Source organism: Micromonospora andamanensis (genome assembly GCF_016863495.1).
Classification (GTDB): domain Bacteria; phylum Actinomycetota; class Actinomycetes; order Mycobacteriales; family Micromonosporaceae; genus Micromonospora; species Micromonospora andamanensis.
The window spans coordinates 1-12,250 of record NZ_BOOZ01000088.1 but is presented as its reverse complement, the minus strand read 5'-3'; the positions used below and the strand labels follow the sequence as shown (position 1 = coordinate 12,250).

12 protein-coding genes and 1 riboswitch are annotated in these 12,250 nt (G+C 70.9%); of the genes, 8 read left to right on the top strand and 4 right to left on the bottom strand.

Annotated features, from left to right (window positions below; all coding sequences use genetic code 11):
• The 4 genes from Van01_RS32200 to Van01_RS32185 all read right to left on the bottom strand — a co-directional run.
• A partial coding sequence (locus Van01_RS32200) for a BPTD_3080 family restriction endonuclease (protein WP_204015664.1) occupies positions 1 to 2,413 on the bottom strand: 2,413 nt, incomplete at its 3' end.
• Between the two features lie 48 nt (positions 2,414 to 2,461).
• On the bottom strand, positions 2,462 to 3,193 hold the full coding sequence (locus Van01_RS32195) for an amino acid ABC transporter ATP-binding protein (RefSeq protein WP_204015662.1): 732 nt from the start codon (positions 3,191 to 3,193) through the stop codon (positions 2,462 to 2,464).
• Positions 3,190 to 3,969, bottom strand: a complete 780-nt coding sequence (locus Van01_RS32190; RefSeq protein WP_204015660.1) for an amino acid ABC transporter permease — start codon at positions 3,967 to 3,969, stop codon at positions 3,190 to 3,192. Before Van01_RS32190 ends, Van01_RS32195 begins: the two co-directional genes overlap by 4 nt.
• A gap of 37 nt (positions 3,970 to 4,006) precedes the next feature.
• Positions 4,007 to 4,852, bottom strand: a complete 846-nt coding sequence (locus Van01_RS32185; protein ID WP_204015658.1) for an ABC transporter substrate-binding protein — start codon at positions 4,850 to 4,852, stop codon at positions 4,007 to 4,009.
• Positions 4,853 to 5,113: 261 nt separating this feature from the next.
• A riboswitch (SAM riboswitch) is annotated at positions 5,114 to 5,226 on the bottom strand.
• A gap of 355 nt (positions 5,227 to 5,581) precedes the next feature.
• Here Van01_RS32185 and Van01_RS32180 point away from each other — a divergent pair.
• The 8 genes from Van01_RS32180 to Van01_RS32145 all read left to right on the top strand — a co-directional run bounded on the left by Van01_RS32180 (position 5,582) and on the right by Van01_RS32145 (position 12,173).
• Complete coding sequence (locus Van01_RS32180; RefSeq protein ID WP_204015656.1) at positions 5,582 to 5,884, top strand: urease subunit gamma; 303 nt, start codon at positions 5,582 to 5,584, stop codon at positions 5,882 to 5,884.
• Positions 5,881 to 6,204, top strand: coding sequence for an urease subunit beta (locus tag Van01_RS32175; RefSeq protein WP_204015654.1), 324 nt, complete (start codon positions 5,881 to 5,883; stop codon positions 6,202 to 6,204). Before Van01_RS32180 ends, Van01_RS32175 begins: the two co-directional genes overlap by 4 nt.
• A complete protein-coding gene (locus Van01_RS32170; protein WP_204015652.1) occupies positions 6,201 to 7,904 on the top strand; it encodes an urease subunit alpha in 1,704 nt (567 codons plus the stop codon). Before Van01_RS32175 ends, Van01_RS32170 begins: the two co-directional genes overlap by 4 nt.
• Complete coding sequence (locus Van01_RS32165; RefSeq protein ID WP_204015650.1) at positions 7,904 to 8,587, top strand: urease accessory protein UreF; 684 nt, start codon at positions 7,904 to 7,906, stop codon at positions 8,585 to 8,587. The genes Van01_RS32170 and Van01_RS32165 overlap by 1 nt, the downstream gene beginning before the upstream one ends.
• Complete coding sequence (ureG, locus tag Van01_RS32160; RefSeq protein ID WP_204015648.1) at positions 8,577 to 9,329, top strand: urease accessory protein UreG; 753 nt, start codon at positions 8,577 to 8,579, stop codon at positions 9,327 to 9,329. The genes Van01_RS32165 and ureG overlap by 11 nt, the downstream gene beginning before the upstream one ends.
• Complete coding sequence (locus Van01_RS32155; protein ID WP_204015646.1) at positions 9,329 to 10,111, top strand: urease accessory protein UreD; 783 nt, start codon at positions 9,329 to 9,331, stop codon at positions 10,109 to 10,111. Before ureG ends, Van01_RS32155 begins: the two co-directional genes overlap by 1 nt.
• Positions 10,089 to 11,054: a DUF6968 family protein gene (locus Van01_RS32150; RefSeq protein ID WP_239099428.1), complete on the top strand. Its 966-nt coding sequence runs from the start codon at positions 10,089 to 10,091 to the stop codon at positions 11,052 to 11,054. Before Van01_RS32155 ends, Van01_RS32150 begins: the two co-directional genes overlap by 23 nt.
• 96 nt (positions 11,055 to 11,150) lie before the next feature.
• Complete coding sequence (locus Van01_RS32145) at positions 11,151 to 12,173, top strand: serine hydrolase (protein ID WP_204015644.1); 1,023 nt, start codon at positions 11,151 to 11,153, stop codon at positions 12,171 to 12,173.
• Positions 12,174 to 12,250: the final 77 nt, after the last annotated feature.

Below are 12,250 nucleotides of genomic sequence, written 5' to 3'. Positions count from 1 at the left end.
TAAGTACTTCACTGGCCAGCCGGTAGGCCACGAACTGTCCGCGGAGATCCTTCAACCGTCCAAGGTCGTGCACGTCCTCCTCGCCGACCTGCCCCGCCACCATGGTCTTTGTCGGCAGGTCCTGCCGAGACAGGATCATCTTCAAATCGGGATCCGAGAAGTCGCCGACCAGGGGTGCGTCGGGTATCTCCAGGTGGTACCCGACCACCCGCGGGAAGGTGATCTCAAGCTTTGCCGCGTCGCGGTCCGGCTCGGCCCGTACGTTGCGAACCGGCTTCATCGGCAGTTCCCGCGACACGGCCACCGTGGGGATGAACTGGAACGGGACGCCGTAGACGTCCGCGTACTCGGGGGTGAACATGCCGTTCTCGTCGGCGACGTACGAGCGTCGCCTCAGGCCCCGGCCGACCACCTGCTCGCAGAGCAACTGAGTGCCGAAGGCTCGTACTCCGAGGATATGGGTGACCGTGTTGGCGTCCCAGCCTTCGGTGAGCATCGAGACGCTGACGACACACCGCACCGGTTCACCGAGTTTTCCGGGCTTGCCGACGGTGTTCATCACCTCCCGCATCAGCTCCGCGTCGCCGATGTCGTCGGCGCTCCGGCCCGGGAATCGGTCGGCGTATTCCTGCTTGAACTCGGCGATCTCGCGGGCTGCGGTGCGGCGGAACTCCGGTGACAGGCTGCCGGACTCGAACTCTGCGGCGTTGACGAGGATCGTTTGCTGGCGATGCAGCCACTGCCCGTCCGCCACGTTGCTGAACAGGGGCAGCTGTCCGGCGGTCGGCAGCAGGTGACCGGCCTGCTCACGGTCGTAGCCGCCGATCCACTCGTAGACGGCCTTTGAGATCGTCGTGTTGCTACAGACGACGATGAACACGGGGGGCGGTTGCCCGTGCGCTGCCGCCTCTGACTTCTCCCAAGCCTCGAAGGCCGTCACGTAGGAGCCGTAGAGGCTGTGTAGGGCGGCGGTCAACGCGCCAGGCAGATCCGCTGCGGTGAAGTCCTGGTTGGACTGACGTCCGCCCTTGGGCAGGGCGTCGCGGATCTCCTGCCAAAGGTTCAGGTACGTCACGCGGTTGGCAACCCGGTCGTCGTCTACCGGCACTCTGGGGATCTTGACGATGCCGGCCTCGATGGCGTCGATCAGCGAGAAGTCGCTGACCACCCAGGGAAAGAGCGTGCCCTCGCGGTAGCCGGATCCGGCCAGGAAGAAGGGGGTCGCGGACAGGTCGTACACCCTCTTGATGCCGACCTTCGTCCGGACCGCCTCCAGTCCGCTGAACCAGATCCGAGCGTCCTCGGCCCGATCGGAGGCTTCTTTGCGCTCGTCGCCGCGCAAATTCTCGACGGTGTCGGCGTCCGGTTCCGGCTCACCGGCACGTCCCCGGTAGCAGTGATGTGCCTCGTCGTTGAAGACGACGATCTCCGACGAGCCGCCAAGCTCGCGTAGCACCCGGCTGACCATCTGGGCCGGGGTTTCCCGGAACGGGTCAGGTCGACCGGGTGCCACCAGGGCCTTGGTGTTTCCGGTCGCGTTGCGGCCGAAGCGGGTTTCGCGGAGTTGGAAGGCGTGGAAGTTGGTGATGACGATCTTTGCCTGGCCGAGGTCATCGGTGAACTCGGCCGGTACCAGATCGCGCTCGCGGTAGTAGTTGCCTGGATCCTCCGGCAGCAGGACCCGCAGCCGGTCACGGATGGTGAGGCCGGGAGTCACCACCAGGAAGCGCTTGGCGAACGTCTTGTCGTACCGCGCGTGGACCTTGTTGATCGTCTGCCAGGCGATCAACATGGCCATCACGACCGTTTTGCCGGTGCCGGTCGCCATCTTGAGGGCGACTCGTGGCAGACCGTTGTTGTGTTCGGCGTTGTGCGCGTCCAGGTCGTTGTTGATCCAGCTTCCCTGCCACTTGGTCGCGCCCTCGGCAAGGAAGATCGCCGTCTCGACCGCCTCACGCTGACAGAACAGGATCTTGTTGTCCCGGTCCGGATCGCTCCAGTACTCCAGCAGGCGGCGGGTCACCGGCGTGACGTTGGGCCAGCCCGCCTCCCGCCACGCGTCCACGCGCTCACGGACATCATTGACCTGCTTGTTGGGCTTGATGTCGTCTTCGGTGAACACCTGCAACTCAAGCTGCTGCCCGCGCTTGCGAGGTCGCGGTACCGGGATGAAAAAGCTCGACGGCCGCCGCTGCTCCTCGATCCGGTCTGTGATGCCGTCCCGATCGAAGGCGAAATGGCGGGTGGGGCGGCCGTACGGTGAGTTGATGATCGGGTTGTCGATGACCCGGTCGCTCAACGTAGACCTCCCGGTTGAGTTGGATGTTGCAGATTCGAGCGACAGCCTATACCGGGCGTTAGAAGCCGAGGTTGCGGAGCCTGCCGTGGCGACCGGACGGCGAGTCACTGCCACGCAAGGTGCGTGTAGAGGAGGGCGATGTCTGGCGCGCTCGCGTCCGTCTCAGAGCACCTGGGACAGGAAGCGGCGTAGCCGGGGATGCTGTGGTGACTCGAAGACGGCGGCCGGGTCGCCGGCCTCCAGCACCACCCCGGCGTCCATGAAGGCGACGGTGTCGGCGACCTGACGGGCGAAGCCCATCTCGTGGGTCACCACCACCATCGTCATGCCCTGGGTGGACAGCTCCGCCATCAGCGCCAGCACCCCCTTGACCAGTTCCGGGTCCAGCGCCGAGGTGGCCTCGTCGAAGAGCATCACCTGCGGCTGCATGGCCAGCGCCCGGGCGATGGCTACCCGCTGCTGCTGCCCACCGGACAGGTGCGCCGGCCGGGCGTCGGCCTTCGCGGCCAGGCCGACCCGGTCGAGTTCGGCCCGGGCCTGGGCCACCGCCTCGTCCTCGTCGAGCTTGCGGATCCGGCGCAACGGCAGGGTGAGGTTGCGCAGCACGCTCATGTGCGGGAAGAGGTTGAACTGCTGGAACACCATGCCGATGCGCTGTCGCAGGGCGTCCGGGTCGTCGCGCAGCACGCTGCGGCCGTCCAGCAGCACGTCGCCACGGTCCGGTTCGAGGAGCCGGTTGACGGTCCGCAGCAGGGTGGACTTCCCCGACCCGGAGGGGCCGATCACGCACGCGGTGCCGCCGCTCGCCACGTCCAGGTCCACGCCGCGCAGCACCTGGTGACGCCCGAAGGCCAGGTGCACGTCGCGCAGGCTCAGGCTGACCGAGGTGTTCATCGTTGGTTACCTCCGGCGGCGCCGGGCAGCGCCAGGTCCAGGTCGTCGGGGTCGTCGGTCAACCCGGCCGCCGGCCGGCCGTGTCGCAGCCGCCTGTCGATCCAGTTGACGACGTGGGTCAGTGGCACCGTCAGCGCCAGGTAGAACAGCCCGGCCAGCAGCAGCGCCGACTGGTTTCCGGTGTTCGCCGCGTAGTCCTGCCCGATCCGGAACAGCTCGCGCTGGCTGGCCAGCAGGCCGAGGAAGTAGACCAGGCTGGAGTCCTTGATCAGGGCGATGAGCTGGTTCACCCAGGCAGGCAGGATCCGCCGGATGCCCTGCGGGATGATCACCCGCCGCATCGCCTCACGCCAGGAGAAGCCCAGCGCGCGGGCCGCCTCCAACTGGGTGGCCTCCACCGACTGGATGCCCGAGCGGAAGATCTCCCCGAGGTACGCCGACGCGATCAGCGACAGCGCCAGGATCCCCAGCGGGTACGGGTTGGGGCCCCAGACCTGCATGCCCAGCGGGGCCAGGCCGACCCCGATCAGCAGGATCGTCGCCGCTGCCGGCAGCCCCCGGAAGATGTCGGTGTATACCCGCGCCGGCCACCGCAACCAGCGGGTACGCGAGATGCCCGCCACCGCCAGCACGATGCCCAGCGCCGAGCCGAGCAGGGCGGCGGTGACCGCCAGGATCAGCGTGTTCGGCAACCCGACGGTGAGCATCTCGGGTAGCGCCTCACGCATCGACTCCCCGTCGAAGAACGTCTCCCACAGGGTGCGCAACGGATCCACAGGTCAACCTCCGCCCTGCTCGCTCATCGTCCTACGGTCAGGAGGCAGCCGGGGCCGACACGTCGCCGCTGCCCGGGGTGAAGTCGGCCGGGATCGGCCGGCCCGGGTAGTACTGCTCCTGCAGGCGGGTCCAGGTGCCGTCGGCGATCACCTCGTCGAGGGCCTTGTTCAGCGCCTCGCGCAGCGTGTCGTTGCCCTTGGCGAAGGCGTACGCGGTGGGTGCCGGGCTGAGTTCCTTCGCCGCTACCGTGATCTTGCCGCCGCTGTCCGCGGCGGTCTTCTCACCGATCTCGGCGGGGGCGATCCACGCGTCGGCGGTACCGGCCTTGAGCTGGTTGATCGCGCCGTTGTAGTCGGGCACCCGGACCGGGTCGAGGCCCTTGCCGGTGGCGTAGTCGTCCTGGACGGTGCCCTGCACGACCACCACCCGCTTGCCGGGCAGCTGGTCGAAGCTGGTCAGCGGTGACCCGGCGGGCACGTCGAGCCCGAAGTAGCCGAAGTCGTACCCGTTGCCGAAGTCCACTGTCTTCTTACGCGCCTCGGTGATCGTGATCGAGGAGCTGCCGACGTCGAATTTGCGGTTACCGACCTGGGCGAGCAGGGCGGAGAAGTCGGTGCCGACGAACTCCACAGTCAGGCCGAGCTTGTCGGCGGCGGCGACCAGCAGGTCGTTGTCGAAGCCGGTGAACCTGCCGTCCTTCAGGTAGACGTTCGGCGGGGCGTCGGTGAGCGTGCCGGCCCGCAGCACGCCCGGCTGCACCAGGTTGTACGGGTTGTCGGCACTGCCGGCGGAGTCCGAGCCGCAGGCGGTGAGGGTGGTCGCGCCGAGGATCGCGGCTACGCCGACGGCGGCGGCCCGGGTCAGGGCGGGAAGGAATCGCACAGGTGTCTCCTGGTTGAGCTGCGGCGGGCACGGATGTGCCGCACCGACGGTCCGCCGCAGGGCGAACCGCTGGGATGGGATCGATGACGGAGCGGGAAGGCCCGGTCAGGGTTTGGTGACCGGTGGCGACGCGGTCAGCTACACGCGGCGCTGCACACCCGCATCATGTCGACGTGACGGCGCCGGGTCAGCCCCGGGTGGGCCACAGGTCGACTGCGGTACGACATGGTTCTCCTCAAGGTCGTGATGACCTGGGAACCCAGGCCACGCTTGCACCGGAGAACGCTCCGATGCCTGGTCCTCACCCGGGGCACCCCTGCGCGGTGGAGGGTTGCCGGCCAGCAAGCCGGGGCTTCACGCTGGCACTCATGACCTGCGGCCGAAACTAGCAGCCAGCCCCCGCCCACCGTCCACCCGTTATGACCACCCTCACGCCAAGTCACGTTGATCATGAGGTCTTGGAGATCAAAGTTGCCGCTAACCTCATGATCAACGCGGGCGAGGTTGCCGGCGTACCGCGTGATCCCTTACGGTCTGCTCAGCGGTGGGCGGTGCGGTCCGCACCCGAGAAGCCACCGCCGGTGCTCCGCGACGTCGGGCCGGGATGGTGGAATTCCGGTCCACCCAGGCGTGGCGGGTCGAGCCGGCGGGCGAGCCCCGACCTGCGGGCGGCGCGTCGAGGCGCCGGACCGGCGGCGTCGGGAGCGCGGACATCCACCGGGAGCACCCGTGTATCTCACCCCCCACGAGCAGGACCGCCTGCTCGTCCATGTGGCGGCCGACGTCGCCCGGCGGCGCCGCGAGCGCGGCCTGCGTCTGAACTATCCGGAAGCCGTCGCGATGATCACCGCCTTCCTGCTCGAAGGGGCCCGCGACGGGCAGTCGGTGGTCGACCTGATGGCCGCCGGCCGCACCGTCCTGACCAGGGACGACGTGCAGGACGGCATCCCCGAGCTGCTGGGGGAGGTGCAGGTGGAGGCGACGTTCCCGGACGGCACGAAGTTGGTGACGGTGCACCACCCGATCCCGTGATCCCCGGGGAGATCCTGCCGGCGGCCGGCCCGGTGGAGATCAACGCCGGTCGTCCGGTCACCACGCTGCTCGTGGTGAACACGGCTGACCGGCCGGTGCAGGTCGGGTCGCACTACCACTTCGCCGAGGCCAACCCGGCGCTGGACTTCGACCGGGACGCCGCCTGGGGGCGGCGGCTCGCCGTACCGGCCGGCACCTCTGTGCGTTTCGAGCCGGGGGTGAGCCGCCGGGTGGACCTGGTGCCGCTGGGCGGCGCGCGGATCGTGCCGGGCCTGCGCGGCGAGTGCGCCGGAGCGCTGGACGAAGGGCGGACGGCATGAGCAGCGTCGAACGGGACCGCTACGTCGCCCTGTACGGGCCGACCACCGGGGACCGGATCCGGCTGGCCGACACGAACCTGCTCATCGAGATCGAGCAGGACCACTGCGCCGGCGGGGACGAGGCGGTCTTCGGCGGCGGCAAGGTGATCCGGGAGTCGATGGGCCAGTCCCGGGCCACCCGCGCCGAGGGCGCCCTGGACACCGTCATCACCGGAGCGGTCGTCCTCGACCACTGGGGGGTGGTGAAGGCCGACGTCGGGCTGCGGGACGGGCGGATCGTCGCGCTCGGTCGGGCCGGTAACCCGGACACCATGGACGGTGTCCATCCGGACCTGGTGATCGGGCCGGCCACCGAGGTGATCGCCGGCAACGGCCGGATCCTGACCGCCGGGGCTGTCGACACCCACGTGCACTTCATCTGCCCACAACTGGTCGCCGAGGCCCTCGCCAGCGGAGTCACCACCCTGGTCGGCGGCGGCACCGGACCAGCCGAGGGCACCCGGGCCACCACTGTCACCCCGAACGCCTGGCACCTGGCCCGGATGCACGAGGCCCTCGACACCTTCCCGGTCAACGTGCTGCTGCTCGGCAAGGGCAACACCGTCTCGGAGGAGGCGCTGTGGGAGCAGTTGCGGGCCGGGGCCGGCGGGTTCAAGCTGCACGAGGACTGGGGCACCACCCCGGCGGCGATCGACGCCTGCCTACGCGTCGCTGACGCCTCAGGCGTGCAGGTCTCCATCCACACCGACACGTTGAACGAGGCCGGGTTCGTCGCGGACACGCTGCGCGCCATCGGCGGACGGGCGATCCACTCGTACCACACCGAGGGGGCCGGCGGCGGGCACGCGCCGGACATCATCACCGTCGCCGGTGAGCCGAACGTGCTGCCCTCGTCGACGAACCCGACCCGCCCGTACACCCGCAACACCCTCGCCGAGCACCTCGACATGCTGATGGTCTGCCACCACCTCAACCCGGCGGTGCCGGAGGATCTGGCGTTCGCCGAGAGCCGGATCCGGCCGTCCACGATGGCCGCCGAGGATCTGCTGCACGATCTGGGGGCGATCTCCATCATCGGCTCCGACTCGCAGGCGATGGGCCGGATCGGGGAGATCGTGCTGCGGACCTGGCAGAGCGCGCACGTGATGAAGGCCCGGGTGGGCGCGCTGCCCGGCGACGGCGCGGCCGACAACCACCGGGCCCGCCGGTACGTCGCGAAGTACACGATCTGCGCGGCCATGGCCAACGGCCTCGACCACGAGATCGGGTCGGTGGAGCCGGGCAAGCTCGCCGATCTGGTGCTGTGGGAGCCGGCGTTCTTCGGCGTACGCCCGCACCTGGTCATCAAGGGCGGCATGATCGCGTACGCCCAGATGGGTGACGCGAACGCCTCGATCCCCACCCCACAGCCGATGCTGCCCCGGCCGATGTTCGGCGCGTACGGCGGCGCGGCAGCCGCCACCAGCCTGGCCTTCGTGGCCCCCGCCGCGCTGGAGGTCGGACTGCGGTTGGACGTGCGGCGGCGGGTGGTGCCGGTGGCCGACGTGCGCTCACGCGGCAAGGCCGACCTGCCGGGCAACGACGCCCTGCCGCGCATCGAGGTCGATCCGGACACCTTCACGGTCCGGATCGACGGCGTGGTGGTCGAGCCGGATCCGGTGACCGAACTGCCCATGGCCCAGCGGTACTTCCTGTTCTGATGGCCACCCCGACGATGCTGCTGCTCCTGGCCGACGGACGGTTCCCGGCCGGTGCGCACGCGCACTCGGCCGGGCTGGAGGCCGCTGTCGCCGCCGGCCGGGTCACCGACCTGGACACCCTTGCGGCGTACCTGCGGGGTCGGCTGGCCACCGCCGGACTGGTCGCGGCGGCCTTCGCGGCGGCGGCCCGTGGCGCGGCGTGGTCGACGGGGCGGGCCGGCGCGCTGGCCCGACTCGACGCCGAACTGGACGCCCGCACCGCTTCACCGGCCCAGCGGTCGGTGTCCCGCCGGCAGGGGCGGGCACTGCTGCGGGCCGGTCGCCGGATCTGGCCGGCAGCCACCTTCGACGACCTGCCCACCGTGCCGGACGGGCCGCACCAGCCGCTCGTGCTGGGGCTGGTCGGCGCCGCCGCCGGTCTCGACCCGGGGCAGGTGGCCACGGTCGCCGCCCACGCGACGGTGACCGGCTCCGCAAGCGCCGCCGTACGTCTGCTGGGCCTCGACCCGTACCAGGTGCAGGCCCTGCTGGTGCGGCTCGCCGGTGCCTGCGACGCCGTCGCGGCGCGGGCGGCGCGGGCCGCCGAGGAACCACCGGAGCGGCTGCCTGCCGCCGCCGCTCCGCTCGCCGACATCCATGCCGAAGCTCACGCCACCTGGGAGGTGCGTCTCTTTGCGTCCTGAATTCGACCACGACGAGTCTGTTCCCCACACCCACCCCGAGCCCGGGGTCGACCCGCACGCCCCGCTGCCCGCCGCGTCGCGGGCACTGCGGGTCGGTATCGGCGGGCCTGTCGGCTCCGGCAAGACCGCCCTGGTCGCGGCGCTTTGCCGGGCGTTCGCCGACGAGCTGCGCCTCGGCGTGGTGACGAACGACATCTACACCACCGAGGACGCCGACTTCCTCAAGCGCGCCGGGGTGCTCGATCCGGCCCGGATCCGGGCGGTGGAGACCGGCTGCTGCCCGCACACCGCCATCCGCGACGACATCGGCGCGAACCTCGACGCGGTCGACGAGCTGGCCGACGCGCTGGGGCCGTTGGATCTGGTGCTTGTGGAGAGCGGCGGCGACAACCTGACCGCGACGTTCAGCCGGGGCCTGGTCGACCGGCAGATCTTCGTGGTGGACGTGGCCGGTGGCGACAAGGTCCCCCGCAAGGGCGGCCCGGGGGTGACCGCCGCCGATCTGCTGGTCATCAACAAGACCGACCTGGCACCGATGGTCGGTGCCGACCTGTCCGTGATGGACCGGGACGCCCGGGCCCGCCGGGGCGACCTGCCCACGGTGTTCCAGTCCATCACCGAGGATCCGCTGGCCACCCAGGTCGCCGCGTGGATCCGTCACGAGCTGGCCCACCACCGGGCCGCGTCGGCAGGCGCGGACCGGCCCGCGCCGGTCGTGGCGGCCCCCGCCGGGCAGGCCTGATGCGGGCCACCGCCCGGCTGGCGGCCCGCGTCGACAGGCACGGCCGTACCACCCTGGTCGAGCTGCGCGGCGAGAGTCCGCTGCTGCTGCGCCAGGTGCCGGCCCCCGGCGGTGGCCTCACGGTGTACGTCGTCGGCGGCGCGGCCGGGCCGCTGGCCGGCGACGACCTGCGGCTGGATGTCGAGGTCGGCCCCGGTGCGGCGGTACGCGTGCACACCGTGGCCGCCTCGGTGGCCCTGCCCGGCCGCCCCGGCGCGGTGTCCCGGATGCTGGTCCGGGCCACCGTCGCCGAGCGGGCGACCCTGCTCTGGCTGCCCGAGCAACTGGTCGCGGCGGCCGGCTGCGCGCACGTCGCCGACTCGCGGGTGGACGTCGCGGCCGGCGGCACCCTGCACTGGCGGGACGAGCTGATCTGCGGCCGTTACGGCGAGCAGCCCGGCAACGTCGAGGTCAACACGTGGGTGGACCTGGACGGTCGGCCGCTGCTGCGGCAGTCCCTGGCGGTCGGGCCGAACGCCGCCGGCTGGGCCGGGCCGGCGGTGCTGGCCGGCGCGCCCGCCACCGGCTCGCTGCTGATCGTGGACCCGGACCGCCCGGCGGAACCGCCCGCCGTGGGCGTCACGTGGGCCCGGCTACCGCTGGCCGGTGGCCCGGCGACGCTGTGGAGCGCCACCGCGCCGGACGCGCACACCCTGCGGGAGTACCTCGAACCGGAGACCGCACTGGATACCATCGCTGCTTCGGGCGGGCGAGGGGAGCGTGGGGTTGTACGAGTTGGGTGAGGTCGTCGCCGAGCGGCGGATCGCGGTGGTCACTCCGGACGATGTCACCTCGGAGGTGGTCGTCCGCTTCGGCAAGCCGCACCCCGACCCGTTGCCGGGCGGCGACTGGCGCTGCCCGTTCCAGATCGAGGGGCTGGCCGACGGTGCGGTCGACGCCGCGTACGGGGTGGACTCCCTCCAGGCGATGTTGCTGGCCGTGTACAGCGTGCGGTTGCTGCTCACCGAACACGCCGAGCGCACCTCGGCCCGACTGGACTGGCTGGACCAGCCGGACCTGGGCCTGCGTGTCGATCCGGGGCTGGTGCCCGAGAACATCACCACCCGGAGCGCCTACCTCGCCACCGCCGACATCGCCGCCGCGCTGCTGCGTACGCCGGTGCTGGCCGAGCGCTGGACGACACCGAGCGCCCTGCCGCACTACTCCACCGGCGGGCTGGCCCGGCACCTGGCCAACCAGATCACCCGGACCGCCGAACTGCTCGACGCGCCGCCGGGACGGACCGCGATCGACGTCCTGGCGCACTTCACTGGTAGCGCGTGGGTGACCACCGGTGCCGAGGAGGAAGACAACACCGACATCCGCGAGCGGGGGGAGCGGGCCGCCGCCGAGACCACCGCCAGTCGACTCGCCGCCGAGGTCGACGAGTTCCTGGGCCGGCTGCGCCGCACCGTGCCGACCCAGCCCTCGTACCGGATCGTCGACCTCGGCGACTGGGGACTGGCCGTCGACGACTTCCTGCTGACCCGGCTGCTGGAGCTGGTGGTGCACACCGACGATCTGGCGGTCAGCCTCGGCCTGCCGACGCCCGAGATGCCGGCCGCCGCCACCGAACTGACGAGTGACCTGCTCACCCGGATCGCCGCCTGGCGGCACGGTCCGCTCGCGGTGGTGCGGGCACTGTCCCGCCGGGAGCGGGCGCCGGAGACGATAAGCGCGCTCTGACCGGTCCGGTGTCGGCAAGTGTCCTTTGTGGACATGTGGCAGGGTGGGTCAGGTGCCGGCGGTCGCCGGTGGCAGCGGAGACCCTGGGGAGAGGCAATGACCAAGCGGGTCAGTCGTCGGGCCGCGATCGGATTCGGTGCGGCAGCTGTGACGTTGGCGGCGACGCCGTCCGGTGCGGTGGCCGCGCCGGCTGACGGCACCACAGCGGGCATCGACAGGGTGCCGCCGCGAGAGGTGATTCGCCGGACGTACCGGCAGCAGAAGGCCCGCGCCGGTGGGGTGTGGCGCTCGCACGTCGCGATGCTCGACGCCACCGGGACCCTCCGGACCGTGATCGCCGACGACGCGGACCGGGTGACGCACGGGTACAGCGTGCAGAAGTTGGCGGTCGCGGTGGCGGTCATGGACAAGATCGACCGGGGCGAACTGCGGCTGGACCAGCGGCTCGACCTGACCGCCGACATAATCCTCGGCGGCAGCGGGATCTACTTCCTGCAGACGGTCTGGGGCGACGAGGTCACCGTGGCGAACTTCCTCACCGCGATGCTGCTCGTCAGCGACAACACGGCGGTACGGATGTGCGGCCGGGTGGTGCCGGCACTGGAGATCAACGAGATCCTGGCGGCCAAGGGATTCACGCACACCCGGGTCGAGCCGGTGGCCAACCCGAACCGGTTCTTCCTCGGTGTGACCACTCCGCGCGAGACCCACGACCTGTTGTGGCGGCTGGCCAACAAGACGCTGCTGTCGGCCCGGTCGAGTGACTTCCTGCTCGGCATCCTGCGGTGGATCAACGGCTACCACGACGGGATCCGCCGCGACATGTCCTCGGCGGAACGCAGCCGGGTCGCCACCAAGTACGGCGCGGACTACGACTCCTCGGGCGCGGCGCGGCACGAGGCCGGCATCATGTTCGACGCGACGGGCGCGCCCACCCTGACGTACGCCCTCTTCGCCGACTCCCTCGGCGACCTGGACAACTACGGCGGCACCCACCCGGCCGTACGCGCCCACGCCGCACTGGGCCGAACCATGTTCGACGCCGTCGCCCGCACCACAAACCCCACCCCCCGCGCCCGCCACTCCGTCCCCCAGTTCCGCCCCGTCAACGGCGGCTGACCCACCCCCGAGCTCGGCGATCTTGCACTCTCGGTCCGTCCATAAGCCGCAGATAGTGCATATCGACGACCAAAAGG